Origin of the sequence: Legionella quateirensis (assembly GCF_001467955.1) — a bacterium.
GTDB classification, from domain to species: domain Bacteria; phylum Pseudomonadota; class Gammaproteobacteria; order Legionellales; family Legionellaceae; genus Legionella; species Legionella quateirensis.
Window position 1 is genome coordinate 367,049 of sequence record NZ_LNYR01000034.1, and the last position, 17,184, is coordinate 384,232.

Here is a 17,184-nt window from a genome sequence, read left to right on the forward strand (position 1 = left end):
AAATACAGAAATTGTGTAGCTTGAGGACTATGAGTCATTTTGCCCGATCGGGAGAACATCAAAAGTAGCCCGGATGAAGCAAAGCGAAATCCGGGAGGTCTATGCGCAGCATAGTACATTTTAATCGGTGTCCGCTTCGCGGGGCTTCCTGGATTACGCGCTTCGCACTTCATCCAGGCTACTTTAAATACAGAAATTGTGTAGCTTGAGGACTATGAGTCATTTTGCCCGATCGGGAGAACATCAAAAGTAGCCCGGATGAAGCACAGCGAAATCCGGGAAGCCTATGCGTAGCATAGTAGAATTTAATCGGTGCCCGCTTCGCGGTGCTTCCTGGATTACGCGCTTCGCACTTCATCCAGGCTACTTTAAATACAGAAATTGTGTAGCTTGAGGGCAATGAGTCATTTTGCCCGATGGGGAGAACATCAAAAGTAGCCCGGATGAAGCGCAGCGAAATCCGGGAAGCCTATGCGTAGCATAGTACAATTTAATCGGTGCCCGCTTCGCGGTGCTTCCTGGATTACGCGCTTCGCACTTCATCCAGGCTACTTTAAATACAGAAATTGTGTAGCTTGAGGGCTATGAGTCATTTTGATCGATCGGGAGAACATCAAAAGTAGCCCGGATGAAGCGCAGCGAAATCCGGGAAGCCTATGCGCAGCATAGTACAGTTTTAATCGGTGTCCGCTTCGCGGGAGTCACAATGGTGCCAAAAATTTATTTAAATCAGGTTTTTGATTGAGCCTATATTGATAAACCACGTAAAATGCCATGACATTCTTCAAATAATTTCTCGTTTCCTGCCAGGGCAGGGTTTCTATCCACACGTCGATCTCTTTAGGTGGATGGTTCTTTAACCAATATACGACTTGTCTGGGCCCGGCATTGTACGCTGCGGCAACCAGTACAGGATGATTGCTGAATCTTTTGGTCAGTTGTTGTAGGTAAGCAATACCAATATTGATGTTTTTGTGCGACATAAATAATTGCTTTTGATCATTATATTGAATTTTACTCATTTTAGAGACAACGCTGGCAGTTTGAGGCATAACCTGCATTAAGCCTCTGGCTCCAACAGATGAGACTACATCTTCTCTGAATCCACTTTCCTGACGGATTATTGCATAGACAAATTCCGCAGGAACAGAGTATTGGTTTGCATAAGCTTTAACCGTGCCTTTATAGGCAAGAGGGAATCTCAGGCTGAGTTGATTGTTGAGTGTATCATTATTACTTAAATAGACTGATTTACCATGCCATCCCAATTCACTGTCAACCCAATACACCAAGGCGCTCGCCTCTTCTTTAGGTAGCTCACTAATGAAATCATTTAGTAACCGACTTGCTTCAGCCGTTTGTTTCGACAGGTACAGTGATTTAACTTGATCGATAACGGGTTGATAGGGTTTCAACGCTGACAAACTGGTTGTTGCCTTTTCATTTTCAAAGTTAGGAGTTTTCTTTAAACGTATACTGGCCAGAAAACCATAGTATTGTCTGCTTTTGGCTAATGACTCATAAATTGTTCTTGCCTCTGTTTTATTTCCCTGTGCTTCAAGCGCGCGGGCAAGCCAATATTGCCAGCACGGTGTGTCTTTATTTTTGGAATTATTTATAAATTGTGCAACATGTTCCCAGTCATGATTTTTTAGCGCAAAACGGATCTGCCAATCCACCAGGACATCGTTATAATATTGTGGTTTTACCTTTGCAAACCATTCCAGTGAGTCTTCATGGTTTCGCATGGCTTTATAAAGGGCTACATGGGCTAAAAAAGCCTGTTTTTGGGATTCATTTAAAACTTTATTAGTTTTTACCTGTTGCCAAAAGGTTATGGCTTTATCCATGTTCATGGACATCATTCGTTTTAATCCATAGAGATACAATTGGCCATTTATTTCTCCGGGAGTTAATTTGTTGATGTTTGCAGGATTTTGTTGGATGTTTGTCAATGATTGTATTTCAGTATCATGAGGTAATTTATATTGCTTTAAAAGATATCGTGCCAGTTGAATGTTTCGTTTATCAAGAGCAAGCGCGATGCGCTGAGTGATTAGGTTTTGGTCGAATTTATCATTTTTCAGCATTAAATCAAACAAAGTATTACAGGCAGCGGGGCGTGAATCACCCGTTAACCAGATGGGAGCAGACTCTTGTAAGGCCTCTTGTTCCATTCCTAAATTAAATTTTGCAATTTGGTCATAACACATCAGATTGATGTCGTTAGTGGGCTGATAATAGCTTACGTAATTTGCCCAATCCTTGGTTCTGGCTAATTCATAAAGCCATTTATCACGCAATTTATTGGAAAGAGGTGTTGTACCTTTTACAAACTCAAGGAATTCTGGTGACGGATTAATGGGGAGATTTTGGTACCAGACCATAAACGTGTTGAATCTATCCATATAAGCCTGACCTGATAATGCAAAAGCAGAAAAGGTCCAAATCAGTCCACACAACAGCACAATAATTTTTTTCATAGTTCCTCTTGTAAAACCTGAAGGAATAAAGCAGGTACACTTCAAATGTTCGCTAATTCTTCACGCATACTTTTTATGGTTTCATGGTAACTGGTGCTATTGAATATAGCAGAGCCGGCAACAAATTGGTTTGCGCCTGCTCGTGCCAGCTCAGCAATGTTTTTTGTAGTCACTCCGCCATCGACACAAAGGTCAAGTTGGGGGTAGTGCTGATGTACCCTGGTAATTTTGTTGATCACTTCAGGAATCAACTTTTGTCCGCCAAAACCGGGGTTAACCGTCATGACGAGGACAAAATCAAGCTGATGTGCACACCAGGTCAGGCAATCAATGGTTGTTGCTGGATTAAGTACTAAACCGGCTTCACAGCCCAGATTTTTAATTAATTGTACACTTCGATCCAAATGTATTGTTGCATCAGGATGGATGCTGATCCTTTTGGCTCCTGCTTTGGCAAAAGACTCAATCAGTGCGTCTACCGGGGTTACCATCAGGTGTACGTCAATAGGTACACTGGGAAAGCGCTTTACCAAGGCTTCACAAAAAGCGGGCCCAAAGGTTAAGTTTGGAACATAATGATTATCCATGACGTCAAAATGTATAAAATCAGCACCGGCGCTCATCACTGACTCTACCTCATCTCCGATTCGAGTCATATCAGCAGAAAGGAGGGAGGGTAAAATTTGGTAAATCATCATGTCTTTTCAATAAAGATACTATGTGTATATCATATGCTGTCTGCGAATAACATTCCAGATACAAGGTCGGATTCTATGAATCAGATGAGTAAAAACTTGATGGTATTAGTACAAATTTTAATCTTAGTATTGAGTATTTGTTCAAGTTATGGCATAATAATAACTGATTTCTGCCCTTGTAATTTTAAAAGTTACCCCCATCTAGTGGAAATTATTGTGACCCAACTCATGTTTTTAGGGAGTGTTTTATGAGTCAAAATTGGCCTACCAGAGACAGAGATTTGCAGACTGCTCGAGTGATAATGGAAGAGTACGCTAATGATCGCGAGAGCGATTCATTGGGACTTTTTGAAATTGTAGTGGATCAAATTGAAAAGAGAATGAATTTTCGTTTATCCGGTTGGGTGGTACTTTTAGCCAAGCACTTTTCATCAATATATGGCGCCAGCCAGGGTGACTTTGTTACGCGACAAGTTATAAGCCGTTGTATTACTCAAGGCCAGACCTTACACTAGCCTTAAGATAGTACACCATAGTTCATGGGCATAGTGCTCCAGAGTTGTCACCTGTGAATAAATCAATGGAACAACGCTGAGTCGAGGCCATTCTCGGTGTGTATTTGCTGAGAATGGCTTTTTGAATTGCCGTCATCTAGAAACTTTCCATATATCTGCTATACGATAATTTGAATTCCTTGGAAAGCTCATATTGTTTCAACGCTTGATTCACTGATGCCAGTAAATTATTGTCTGTTTGATTAACAGCTATACCCAGCCCATAACCGTACAAATAGGGTTTTCCTATTACTATAAACGCGCCGGATGAGTTGGCAGCCCAGTATAGTGCTGTAGGATTATCAAAGAGGGCATAATCTATGTCACCTTTTTTTAATTCTTCAAGCATCACTTCGGTATTGGGATATTCTATTATTAGAGGATTAATGATACCCATATCTTTTATTTGGTCTTTAAACACGGTAGCCACTACAACTCCAATTTTTTTATCTTTGAGTAATTGCAGGCTAAATGCTTGTCGTTCTTCTTCTGTATGGTTCGTAAGAAATCGGGAGTAACTTAATAAATAAGGGGTACTGAACCCCACTTTTTTTGAACGTTCCGCAGTTATTGTGATTGCGCTGACTGCAATGTCTACTTTTTTATTTTCAACAGCTGCTAATAAATCTTCAAATCGCATGGGTACAAAAGTGCAGGTACGTTTCATTATTTTACAAAGAGAACTGATCATATCAATATCAAAACCGTAGTATTCTTTATTAGCACCTTCCATGACAAAGGGGGGAGTATAGCTATCTATACCGATATTTAATGGTTCTCCTATTGCATGTAATGGAGATATCAAGAATATTAAGGTGACTAGTATGATGCGTCGAAATAAGTTCATTGTTGGGTTTTCACTAAATGATTTGTACTATGTATAGAGTATAGCGAGAATACAAAGATGTGGAACAAAAAAAATTAGGTTTCTATCAATATTCTTTGAAAATAAATAAAATTAAATCAATAACATTGGATCCTAACTGTTTTTAATAATCAAAAAAACATGTTGTCTTTTAAAATAATTTAAGATAATGCTCTGGATTAAGTTGTTGGTATACTGAGAGATTAATCATTCTTTCTATATTTATGTATAGACTATTTATCGGTTGTTTATAAATTATTTATGAGGGTGTGTTGACAATTCCGATTTCGACGTCCCGCGACTTGTTCGCGGGATCCAGTTCGTACTTGATGGACACATAATGTTCCTTAATGATACTGCATTCCAGGATCCCGCGAACAAGTCGCGGGACGTTAGGAATAATTTGATAAATTGTCAACACACCTAGTCTTGATTCAATTGAATTCAGTATTATTTGTTGCAGTAGTCGGTATGCAATAACAGGTTTTGTTGTAATGTGACCAAGTCATAAGGTAGTCTTTATGCTTTACCTTAACTAACGAAATCAGACCTGTTTATGACACAACTCAGTATATTCTCCGATCTTATCGCTTCAAAATCATGGTTTATTGAAAAGCATGTGTCGAATGTGAGCCATCCATTAAAAGAAAGTGTTGAACAATTGCTCCTGATTAGTGATTATTCCTGCAGACAAATTAAGTTACTTGAGCAGTTATTACAAGAAGATGACTGTCGTTCTTTACTACTCCGTGAGGATTACTTTAGTGCCATCAATAAATTAAATATAGAGGCAGTTCAGACATTCTATTCCAGGGATTTGCGTCAGTTTCGTAATACTCATTTTTTACGCTTATTGCTGCTTGAGGTTGCAGGAATCGCTAATACTGAGGACGTAATGCGTTCCTGGTCTGATTGTGCAGATGCAATTATTTTACATGCTTTACGCTATTGCAGGTACTCATTATCTCTGCGTTATGGTATTCCGCGTAATGAACAGGGCGATGAAGTTGATTTATTTGCGCTGGCTATGGGAAAACTCGGTGGAAGAGAACTGAATTACTCATCCGACATCGATTTAATTTTTGCTTTTGGTGAAGCGGGTTCTACAGATGGTGAAGAGGTCCTATCGAATCAGCAGTTTTTTAGCAAAGTTGTACAACAATTTATTCAAATTTTGCAAAATGTCACTGCAGATGGTTTTGTATTCAGGGTAGATTTAAGACTTCGTCCTAATGGAGATAGTGGGCCTTTGGTTTCAAGTCTTGCTGCAATGGAAACCTATTATCAGGAGCAGGGTCGGGATTGGGAGCGATATGCTATGGTCAAGGCTCGAGTCATCTCTAAATCCATCAATGAAACTGTTCCATGGTTTGACCGATTGATCCTTCCTTTTGTTTACAGACGATACGTAGATTTTAGTGTCATTGAATCCTTGCGTAGTATGAAGTCAATGATCGAGCGAGAGGTGCAGCTTAATCCTCGACTCGATGATATTAAACGGGGGCAGGGAGGCATTAGAGAGGTTGAGTTTATTATTCAGAATTTTCAATTGATTCGTGGGGGGAGATTACCTCGTTTACAAGTTCAAAATGCGATGGCGGCTCTTGAGGTACTAAAACAGGAAAAACTGTTGCCGCGAAGTGAAGCATTAAAACAAGCCTATCTTTTTTTAAGAAAACTGGAAAATGTGCTGCAAAGTCTTGGTGATCAGCAGACGCATTCCCTACCAGATGAACCGATGAAACAAACTCAGATCATATTGGCTATGGGATATGCTCATTGGGATGATTTATTAGCCAAATTACAACAATATCAACGCATCATCTCTAATTCGTTTCATTCAGTCCTGGGGAAGGTGGATGATTATGAAGATGAAAAAAGAGTGTTGGCAAACCAGTTATCCAGTGTTTGGCAGGGACATGTAGAACAGAGCATGGCAATTAATCTATTGACCAGTTTGGGTTTTGAAAACGCGCAGCATTGCTATCAAATGATTCATGCATTCAGACATGGGCCACGTTGCAGAAGATTATCGCAGGGGGCGCGTATCAGGCTGGACCGATTTATGGTGATGTTGTTGACTGAACTGACTCATTTTATCAATACAGATGAAGTATTATTACAGGTAATGCATTTATTGGAAAATATTGTAGGCCGTAGCGCTTACCTGGCTTTATTGACAGAAAATCCATTGGCCTTACGTGAGTTATTGTTTTGGTTTGCTAACAGTCCATTTATTACTTCCTTATTCGTAAATCAACCGTTTTTGTTGGAAGTTTTGTTGGATCATGGGGAACATTGGCGTCCGAATTCCCGACAACAATTAGAGTTAATCATCACTGAAAAATTATCTCACGCAGATGATATTGAGCTTAAGGAAGAAATTTTACGGCAATTTAAATTAACTAATTGGTTATTGGCTGCTCGTGCGGAGCTTTATGGTTCAAGCAGTGCAGTTCGGATTGGCAAGTTTCTGGCTGATGTCGCTCAAGTCATTGTAACTGAGGTGATGAATATTGCCTGTCAGCAGTTAAGTCTTCGTAATCCAGAGATGTCACAAATTAAATCGTCCTTTGCCATTATTGCTTATGGTAAATTAGGCAGTCGGGAAATGAATTACTCTTCTGATCTGGATCTGGTTTTTCTTCATACTGCCAAACCTGCGGAAGAGGCTTTAATCACTCGATTAACCCAGAAGATATTACATATGTTAACTACTCGAACTCAATCCGGAGTTTTGTATTCTGTTGACACACGTCTTAGGCCGTCAGGTTCAGCGGGTTTATTGGTAAGTCCTATCGATGCCTTCGTCGAATATCAAAAAACACAGGCATGGACCTGGGAGCATCAGGCTTTACTTAGAGCGCGGATTGTGTCTGGAAATCGCAAAATAAAGCGTGATTTTATGCAATTAAAAAAATCGATTTTAGTATTATCTCGAGAGAAGGCTTCTTTACAGGAAGAGGTAATGACTATGAGGGCTAAAATTGATCAACACCAAGATCTTGATCCTGTCAAACATGCGCGTGGCGGCTTATTAGACATAGAGTTTTTAATCCAGTTTTTAGTGCTCAATGCAGGTGATTCAGGATTTGCTCGATATACCCATACCTTGAGTCAACTGGAACATTTATTTATTAATCATGTGGTAACAAAAGAGCAATTGACAATTTTGAAAGACGCATATGAACATTATCATCATCTTCTGCATCAAAAAATTCTCCAGCCTGGAGTTGAACGTAGTGAAGAGATTAATAAAGCGGTGATGGATGTTTGTAAGGAAATTTATAGGGTGTGTTGACGATTCATCAATTCATTCCCAACGTCCTGCGACAAAGTAGTCGTTGTCACAGTGTTCTTTATATTTGTAGCCCGTATTAGCGAAGCGTAATACGGGATCGAAGTGGAAACAAACTCCATTTCTTCCCCGTATTACGCTTCGCTAATACGGGCTACTAAGGCTTTACTTAATGGCATTGAAAACCTCTGCAACAACGCCGAACACGTTGCGAGAAGTTGAGGTCGAAAGTGTGCCAACATACCCTGACTTAAGGAATGTATTACTTCATTTCAGCATATAAATCGTAGTCATCACTATCGACAATAGTGACTTCAACAAAATCACCCACTTTAAGGTTTGGGGTTGGTGGAAGATACACCAGTCCATCAATTTCAGGCGCATCAGCCTTGCTTCGTGCAATAATCTGATCAGCAGTTATTTCATCAATAAGTACGGTTTGAGTACTGCCTATTTTGTTTTCCAATTTATTTCTACTGATTTCAGCCTGTAATTGCATAAAACGATGATAACGTTCTTCTTTAATTTCTTCCGGTACAGGATCGGCCAAATCATTTGCTTTGGCACCTTCAACAGGTGAGTATTTGAAACAACCAACTCGGTCTAATTGAGCTGCTTCAAGGAAATTGAGGAGTTCAGAAAACTCTTCTTCAGTTTCACCGGGAAAGCCGACGATAAAGGTTGAGCGCAGGGTAATATCGGGACAGACTTCTCTCCATGACGCAATCCGTAATAAAGTATTTTCACTGCTGGCAGGCCTTTTCATGGCTTTTAAAATACGTGTATTAGCATGCTGTAATGGGATATCCAGATAGGGAAGGATCAATCCATCTCTCATGAGAGGAATGATTTCATCAACGTGGGGGTAAGGATACACATAATGTAAACGAACCCAAATACCTAACTCGCCCAATTGTTCACATAAATCATAGAACCGGGTATTAACGGTTTTTCCTTGCCATTCAACGGGTTGATAACGAGTATCAATTCCATAAGCACTGGTGTCCTGGGAGATGACCAGTATTTCGTTTACTCCAGCATCTTTTAGTTTTTTAGCTTCCGTCAGAATTTGAGTCATGGGATAGCTTTGTAATTTGCCGCGCATGGTGGGAATAATGCAGAAGGTGCATTTTTGATTGCAGCCCTCAGAAATTTTCAAATAAGCATAATGACGAGGCGTTAATTTAATTCCTTGTGGCGGAACCAGCTGAATAAAGGGATCTTTGGGTGGCGGTAAATGTTGATGCACCGCATTGACCACTTCTTCATAAGCATGAGCTCCACTGATATGAAGAACATCAGGGCAGGCTTCCTTGATAATATCGGCTTTGGCTCCAAGACAGCCGGTTACTATAACTCGACCATTTTCCGCCATGGCTTCTTTAATGGTATCAAGAGATTCTTTGACGGCACTGTCAATAAAGCCGCAGGTATTAATGACTACTACGCCTGCATCCTGATAACTGGAAACCAGTTCGTAACCTTGGGCACGTAATTGAGTAATGATACGTTCCGAATCGACCAAAGCTTTAGGACACCCTAAACTGACAAACCCCACTTTATGATTCATAAAATTCTATCTGTAAAAAAAATGAACGAATTATACCGCAAATTAGCTCTGGTTGTCGACAGTTTCTTGCACTTCAATGATTCATGTCAATCGACCTTTTGGCCAGTAGGTTTTCTACTGATTTTTGCCGGAGTAAGGTCGTTGGTGATGCGGGAGACAATCCTGTCTACTCGACGCTGCAGCATGATTTCAACCATTACTGTTTCATTCGGATGAAGAATTTTGTTAATGTCAGCAAGCGAGGAATGAAAATCCAGTACTCGGTAATAGGCAAGTGCCTGGTCACTTGCTTCTGGGTGTGCCCTAATCCGAAACCCCAGATTACCTTGCATTTTGGGCATATTAATACCCGCTTCCATGATATCGTAGTCAAGAAAATAAGTCAGTTTTCCTGGATTACGCTGATTTCGTTGACGGTCTGCAAAGAAACCCGAAGGAAGCGCATTCTCACTGTATTGGGGACCTGCAGTCAGATACAGATCATAATCCTCAAGATGATTTCCCCTGTCATCAATGAGCCGGAATATAATCATAGAGTAGCGATTGGTGATGTATTCGCGGTTAAAGACAAGCGTTTTCACTCGTTCTATATGTTCATTGTTTTGTGTTTCTTCTGTTAGCTTGTCCAGATCTTTTGCCAAAGAATTATAGGACTCACGATTGTTTACTTGGAGGCATCGCATGACCCATATAGCTGTAGGATGTGTAGCGGCATTGGCCACAGTAATGCTGCGGATGATTCCCATGTGTTTACCGATGTGCGAACACCCTGGCAGAACCCCAAATGCCATTGGCTTTGTTCGTGTCATTTTGGCGACAACAAGATTTTCACCGTTAGTCCCTTCCTGATGTAACTTTAACAAACTGTAATTCATATTTGCAGCAGCAACCCGTATAACTCCATCAGATCCGGCTTCTCCAGTGTAGGAGTTAACTGCATCATAAAGCTGGCGATCAATTTTCTGGCCTGTAAGTACAAAGGAATAGATGCCATGAGAAGAGCAATCATAATTTAGCCAACTTTCATTAAGTTGCCAGCTCATATCACTTCCGAGCTCAAGCCAATCAAGTACACGTTGTCCCGGTTCAATACCCTCAAAAAAGCTTTTAATACGACCCAGTCGGGATTTACCCAGTTGAGCCAGTGCTGAACCGTGGTTGGCGGGAGCCAGCATGATAAGATGACTTAATGGGCATTGTGCCAGTTTATTTTTAAAGTATAAATCCATCCATTTACGAACAACGACTCCCCCTGTTGAGTGAGCGATACAAGCAAAACGTTTTCCCTCGCGCAATTGGTCAGCAATTTCATCGCGCACAGCATGATCAAAAGCACGGGCAATATCATCGATTGTTATTGTATCGACGAAGCTGATATAGCGTCCCAGGTAAATATTACCCACTTGAATCTTCAGTTTTCCCTCATTGCCTTGACGTTCAAGCCATTGAGGAAGCTCTCCATATGTATTGGTGTGTGTGGCACTCCAACCATGAACGAAGATAACAATCATAACATTCCTTTTTTAATTGACCTTGCGATGGGGTGTTGTTGAATAAATCGATAATTTTGGATTATTTTACAAGAATATAGGGAAGTCAAATTAAAAGTCTGTGGAATGACACCATTTACTCTTAGGAGTAAAAAAGGATCAGTGCCACAATTTAAAACCTGTGATCAAGAACGGTACTTTTTATAGGAAATCGTTCGACGATAAGTCTTGAGTCATGGAGTTATTTGGGAATCTCCAGTTCATGTTGTTGTTGATTTAAGGGAATCGCCGTTGCTGGCTGAATCAATTTATTGTTCTGTAGATAGTTCATAATGAAATCCAAAGTCTTATGAAGTGAGGTTGAGTTTTGTTCCCCCGTAATCAATTTCTTTGCTTCAAGATAATTATTCCTGCAATAACGCTTATTATCCATTTTCGCTATTTTCTTATAATGATTGTTAAAGAATGACACCAGTGGATAAATTAAATCCTGCTCAGTAGCATGTTGTTGCAGATGATCATTAAATTCGGCTAAAGACATATAGATAAATGAATAATGGTACTGTTCTGTTATATATCGACAGATCATCGGTAAATTTGCGTATTCAGCCGCCAGGTGATAGACCTTGTGTTTCGAATGATCCAGTAAGGAAATTGCGATGATGTCTGCAGCGGTTTCATCAACAGGCATAAAACTGATTTGATTAGGAAGAGTGATCGCAACACGATGATTTAATAAATACACGAGAGATCGTGCCACGATGTCTTTATCGGTGTATTGATTTTCAGTTGAAGCGGTGACCATGGCTGGCCTGTAAATTTGAATAGGTACGCCAAGTTCTTCTGATTGCCATATTAACTGTTCAGCTACCCATTTTGATTCTGCATAACCAAAATCAACATATCTGAATGCAGTATTTCGGGTGTCTTCAACTAATTTTTTAGTGGGGGTCCAGCCAAAAATTAATGTGGTTGAAATATAGTGTATGTATTTTAATCGGTGAGTAGTGGCTAATTGAATAATGGTTTTTGTTCCATCCACATTACTGGGTTTTAAGTCTTCATAGCGGCTGAGATAATGGGTCACTGCGCCGTTATGATAGATGCTATCTACGGTTTGGGCTAAAGTCTGCCAACTGGATGGATCGAGGCCAAAATGGTCTTTGGCAAGGTTGCCGCAAAGAATGCTGATCCGTTGTTCTAAATTCATTGCCTGACATCTCTCCAGGAGATCATAGTGCTTCAGATTATTCAGTATACGTGACAGACCTGTTTGTTTATCAGCAGCATTGACCAGAAGAACTAAATGATAATCGGTCATTCTCAACAAATTGAAACATAAATAAGCACCTATAAATCCTGTACTGCCAGTAAGCAAAATATGATGAATGTCTTTCTTGGGGCATACAGGCAAAATCGAAGGTTCAATGGAACAATGAAGCCGTGCATCGTTTTTAATTTGATGAGTGGTAGTCTTCGATTCGTTTTTAAAGCGTTTTAACCAATTGGCTATTAACCTGTTCTGCTCCTTGACGGATGTTGCGTTGAGGATGCTCTGATATTCTGATAACTGCATGGAATAGAGTCTGGAAGCCAATACTTCATTGCAATATTTAGGACTGATTTTTTGGGTTAATTGTACATGCAGATGAGTGATGGTTAGCGAATCAACTCCTAACTCATAGAATGTTTTATGATTTTGCCCCGGATTTTCCTGAACAAAATGAGTCATACGGAGATTGCCATTAAGTTGTTTTAAAGCGGTGATAGATTGTTCTTTATATAATTGTTTACAGGCGAGTCGTTTTATTTTCCCTGAAGTGGTTTTGGGTAGGCTGTAGCGAGAACATAATACGAGATCGTGTAGAGGTATATCATGATGTTGGAATATGAGTTGAACCAGGGCATCCATATCAGGCAGGCGATTTTTATTTTTAACCTCGGCGATTATGACAACTTTGGTTTCAAAATGATCTTCCCAGGACACGGCAACACATCCGTGTGGCTGAATCTCGGGAAACTGTTCAACGGTATATTCAATGTCATGGGGGTAAATGTTTACGCCATTACAAATCATTAATTCTTTGATCCGGCCAGTGATATAAAGTTGCTGTTCTTTTAAAAATCCCAGATCGCCCGTTTTTAAATAATTTTTGGAACAACCTGTTATTTTTGCTTTAAAAACTTCTTCAGTAAGCTCCGGCTTATTATAATAGCCCAGAGCGTTACTTTTACTATGTAACCAGATTTCACCCTCTGTTCCTTCTTTACACAGCATATGGGTATGCGGATCGACGATTCGAATGTCAATATCAGGACAATAACCACAAGATACTTTTCTATCATCAACTGTCCAAACCGGGGTATTCGCCTGAGTGACAAACAAGGTGGCTTCCGCAAGACCGTAGGTTGGTTTTAATGCCTCTTTACGGAGTCCATTCAATTGAAAGGTCTCATAGAATTTTTCTAAAGTGGCACAATGAACAGGCTCTGCTGCATTAATGACGTTGTCCAATGAACTTAAATCCACTTCTCGTTTATCCCATTGAGATACCATAAATTCATAGGCTGCATTGGGGCATTGAATCAGAGTGGCTTTAGTATCCGAAATGAGCTGAAGGAAGGCATTGGGATTGGTCATAAAGGTAGTAGGAGACATATAATAACCGGTACTTCCATGATAAAGACTGGCCAGATAGGCACCAATTAATCCCATATCGTGATAGTGGGGGAGCCATGAGGCAATGACTTGTTCTGAAGGTTTATTCGTTAAATAGAATCCAATTAATTTTAAGTTATGAATCAGATTGTCGTGTGACACCATGACTCCTTTCGGAGCACTGATCGATCCGGAAGTAAATTGTAAAAAAGCGATATCAGGATAGTTATCGGGTCTTTGAAACGAATCGTCGCTAAATTCACCCGGATATTTAATCCATGGGACGGAGCACTGTTCGGAAGTATCCAGGGGATCTGAGCTGATGATGCATTGCGGCTGACATTCATTAATAATGGTTAATAGGTTGCTGAATTTTTTGGTGTTATTAGGATGCTTTAATGGAATAGGAATGATGCCTGCCTGCACACATGCCAGAAACGTTACTATAAAATCCGTACCTTTGGTAAATAGTAATATGGCTTTATCACCACATCGCAAAAACTTTTTATTAGTTAGAAATGCGCTTGTCTGATTTATGGATGTGGACAGCTCCTTATAGTTCATCGATTCGGTAATAATACCTTTTTGATTTACCCAGGCCAGCGCCAGCCGATTTGGTTTTGTAATTGAATGATGATGAATTGCATCGGTTATACACTCCATTTCAGGCATCTCTAAAATCCATTTTCCTGTTAGTTCATATTTTATGATAGGTCCTAAATAGGGTTAGAGTCCAGAATTTGCCAGTATTTCAAATTAGGCGTTATAATTATTATCAGCACGTGTTGTATTATTAAAAATTAGCTGGGTTAATACAGTAAGGGTTGTGTATTAACTGAATAACAATCAACTCCAACAGGATATTTGGGGAAACAATCCATAATTAAGGAACATGACATGATACATCGGAGGATATGGATAGCTTCCTTTATTTTATTTTTTTGCCCACTACTTAATTCGTGTAAACAGCAGAAACCCGCATATCAAACAACAGGTTATGTTGAATCCTCCTTATTTTTTGTATCGAGTCCTGCTGGTGGACAATTAAAGAAACTATTTGTTCATGAGGGGGATTCTTTAAACAAAAGCGAGTCCATTGTATCTATTGAAGATCAAAAACCAATAAAAGCGCCTGCAACAGCAACAGTACATGAAATTTTTTACCAAATTGATGAATTTGTTCCTCCCAATCATCCTATTGTCAGCTTATTACTTCCTTCCCAGATGCGCATTATATTTTATGTACCTGAGGCTAATCTCAATAAAATAAAACTAGGGAAACAGGTGTCTGTTTTAATTAAAAATCAAAAATATCCAGTTAAAATTACCTACATAGCGAATCAGGCGGAATACACACCCGATGTACTCTTCAGTGAAGAGAACAGTCATAAATTGGTTTACAAAGTGAAAGCGGATGTGAAGACATCCAAATTAAGAAATGAATTAAAAATTGGTCAGCCTGTGGAAGTGGATTATGAGTAATCCAGACTCCAGCCAACCAGTTATAGATGTGAGTGGACTTTCAAAATCGTTTAATGGAATCAAAGCGGTAATCGATTTAACCTTGCAAATTCAGGCGGGAACCATTTTTGGTTTTTTAGGTGCGAATGGCAGCGGAAAAACAACTTGCTTGCGCCTGCTTAGTGGTTTACTTGTTCCTGATAAGGGGAAGGGAAGCTGTCTTGGTCTGGATTTATATACCCAGACTAAAATGATACAGGCACAGATAGGTTACATGCCGCAGCAGTTTTGTCTGTATCAGAATTTGACCGTTTATGAAAATCTGGATTTTATCGCTCGAATTTATGGATTAAGAAATAGAAAGGTTCGCCTGGATGAAATTATTGAATTACTTCATCTAGTAGAAAAGAAAAATCAAATTTCCTGCACTTTGTCTGGAGGATGGAAACAACGGGTCGCGCTAGCCGCTGCGTTATTACACTGTCCTCGTATACTTTTGCTGGATGAGCCAACCTCTGGAATAGACCCTCAATCCAGAGTATTAATCTGGAATCACATACAGGATTTGGTAGCGCAGGGGGTTACGGTTTTATTAAGTACTCATATAATGGACGAAGCAGAACGGTGTCATCAATTGGCCTATATGTCTTATGGTGAAATATTGGCCAACGGTTCCTCAGTCGATATTATCCAATCATCCAGGCTCTATTCATGGCGAATAAAAGGGAATAATCTGGCCGCTCTTAAATTAGTACTCACTAAAAATTCAGTTCCCTTGCAGCTTATTGAAAAAGGAAGTGAGATTCGTATCAGCTCGTTGCATCCAGATATATTAAAGCAGTTCGACCCTTCAATTTTTTTAAATTATGAAGTTGAAGCAACGGATACCACTCTGGAAGACGCGTTTATTTTTAAAATACAACATGAGGAAACCTGAATATGATGCCTGGGTTTTCAGTTTATCGGCTATGGGCCATCATGCGCAAAGAATTTATTTTAATGAAGCGCGATCCCGCGACAATCATTGTTATGGCGGTTCTGCCATTAATATTGGTGTGTATGGCGGGTTATGCGATTAATACCTATCCTAAAAAAGTCCCCACAGTATTAATTAATTTTGATAACAGTGATGTAAGTCGAGAACTCATCAGAAGCATGGAACATACTGAATATTTCAAATTTGTTGCCTCTACTGCCAGCAATGAAGAAGCATATCATCTGCTCCGAACCGGTGATGCTTTGATGGTACTTACCATTCCGGCAGACTTTTCCAAGGCATTGCGTCGTCATGAGAATCCAGCCCTGTTGTTAGAGGATGGAAGCATTGATTCTATTTCTACGGGCAGGGCAATAATCGCTCTTGCAGGATTAAAGCAACAGGTGTTAGAGAAGATATTTCCCGGTGCTTTTCATGCTCTGGATCAACTGCCCTCATTTCAGCTCATTATCCATCGTCTTTATGATCCGGAGCGCATTACTCAGATTTATGTTGTTCCGGGAATGATTGGCCTTGTGCTCATGTTAACCATGTTGCTGATCACGGTGATTATTGCGTTCAGAGATGTGCAGGGAGGGACTATTGATTATTTATTGGCGTCTCCCTCGCGTCCATCTGAAATTTTGTTAGGAGAAATCCTGTCTTATATCATCATTGGTTATGTGCAGTTAACTTTGGGATTACTGCTTTCTTATTATTTGTTTAATATTCCTTTTATAGGTAATCCTTTGTTGCTCTATTTATGTGCGTTACCTTATATTATTGCCGAATTATCTTTAGGTTTAACTATTGCGACTTTTTGCAAAACTCAATTTGAGGCTGCTCAGATTGTGAATGTATTTATTGCTTTTTCAATAATATTAACTGGTTTTGTTTTTCCAATTTTTGGAATGCCCGAATGGGCGCAAATTACCGGACTGTTTTTGCCTCTGACTCATTTTTTTAAAATTTTGTTTGGTGTGATGTTGCGTGGTAATGATTTTAGTGAAATCTGGGCAAATTTATGGCCACTTTTAATTTTTTGCGTTGTCATGATTAGTCTGGCGAGCTTTCGATTTAAACGTCAGTTCAAATAAATACGACTTATTAAACACACTTCTGACCCAAAG

The 17,184-nt window shown here is 39.7% G+C and carries 11 protein-coding genes; 5 read left to right on the plus strand and 6 right to left on the minus strand.

Annotated elements, in window-relative coordinates; genetic code table 11:
• Positions 1-701: 701 nt before the first annotated feature.
• Together Lqua_RS13000 and rpe are read right to left on the minus strand one after the other, a co-directional pair.
• A complete protein-coding gene (locus tag Lqua_RS13000; RefSeq protein ID WP_058474704.1) occupies positions 702-2,483 on the minus strand; it encodes a transglycosylase SLT domain-containing protein in 1,782 nt (593 codons plus the stop codon).
• A 41-nt stretch (positions 2,484-2,524) separates the two neighbouring features.
• On the minus strand, positions 2,525-3,178 hold the full coding sequence (rpe, locus tag Lqua_RS13005; protein ID WP_058474746.1) for a ribulose-phosphate 3-epimerase: 654 nt from the start codon (positions 3,176-3,178) through the stop codon (positions 2,525-2,527).
• A 251-nt stretch (positions 3,179-3,429) separates the two neighbouring features.
• On the opposite strand from rpe, the gene Lqua_RS13010 reads away from it, so the two are divergent.
• Positions 3,430-3,696, plus strand: a complete 267-nt coding sequence (locus Lqua_RS13010) for a hypothetical protein (protein ID WP_058474705.1) — start codon at positions 3,430-3,432, stop codon at positions 3,694-3,696.
• A gap of 136 nt (positions 3,697-3,832) precedes the next feature.
• On the opposite strand, the gene Lqua_RS13015 is transcribed toward Lqua_RS13010, so the two are convergent.
• On the minus strand, positions 3,833-4,582 hold the full coding sequence (locus Lqua_RS13015; protein WP_058474706.1) for a transporter substrate-binding domain-containing protein: 750 nt from the start codon (positions 4,580-4,582) through the stop codon (positions 3,833-3,835).
• Between the two features lie 574 nt (positions 4,583-5,156).
• Here Lqua_RS13015 and glnE point away from each other — a divergent pair.
• Complete coding sequence (glnE, locus tag Lqua_RS13020; RefSeq protein WP_058474707.1) at positions 5,157-7,901, plus strand: bifunctional [glutamate--ammonia ligase]-adenylyl-L-tyrosine phosphorylase/[glutamate--ammonia-ligase] adenylyltransferase; 2,745 nt, start codon at positions 5,157-5,159, stop codon at positions 7,899-7,901.
• Positions 7,902-8,160: 259 nt separating this feature from the next.
• Here glnE and rimO read toward each other — a convergent pair whose 3' ends face one another.
• The 3 genes from rimO to Lqua_RS13035 form a co-directional block, all read right to left on the minus strand.
• Positions 8,161-9,468 (minus strand): 30S ribosomal protein S12 methylthiotransferase RimO, encoded by a 1,308-nt coding sequence (gene rimO, locus Lqua_RS13025; protein ID WP_058474708.1) that lies wholly within the window; start codon positions 9,466-9,468, stop codon positions 8,161-8,163.
• Between the two features lie 86 nt (positions 9,469-9,554).
• Complete coding sequence (gene plaB, locus Lqua_RS13030) at positions 9,555-10,979, minus strand: phospholipase PlaB (protein WP_058474709.1); 1,425 nt, start codon at positions 10,977-10,979, stop codon at positions 9,555-9,557.
• A gap of 220 nt (positions 10,980-11,199) precedes the next feature.
• A complete protein-coding gene (locus Lqua_RS13035) occupies positions 11,200-14,289 on the minus strand; it encodes a thioester reductase domain-containing protein (RefSeq protein ID WP_058474710.1) in 3,090 nt (1,029 codons plus the stop codon).
• A 225-nt stretch (positions 14,290-14,514) separates the two neighbouring features.
• Here Lqua_RS13035 and Lqua_RS13040 point away from each other — a divergent pair, with 225 nt between their 5' ends.
• From Lqua_RS13040 to Lqua_RS13050, 3 genes are read left to right on the plus strand one after another with little or no spacing between them, the layout of a single operon-like run.
• Positions 14,515-15,099: an HlyD family secretion protein gene (locus Lqua_RS13040; protein ID WP_058474711.1), complete on the plus strand. Its 585-nt coding sequence runs from the start codon at positions 14,515-14,517 to the stop codon at positions 15,097-15,099.
• Complete coding sequence (locus Lqua_RS13045; protein ID WP_058474712.1) at positions 15,092-16,015, plus strand: ABC transporter ATP-binding protein; 924 nt, start codon at positions 15,092-15,094, stop codon at positions 16,013-16,015. The genes Lqua_RS13040 and Lqua_RS13045 overlap by 8 nt, the downstream gene beginning before the upstream one ends.
• 41 nt (positions 16,016-16,056) lie before the next feature.
• A complete protein-coding gene (locus Lqua_RS13050; protein ID WP_238585581.1) occupies positions 16,057-17,151 on the plus strand; it encodes an ABC transporter permease in 1,095 nt (364 codons plus the stop codon).
• The last annotated feature ends 33 nt before the right edge of the window (positions 17,152-17,184 follow it).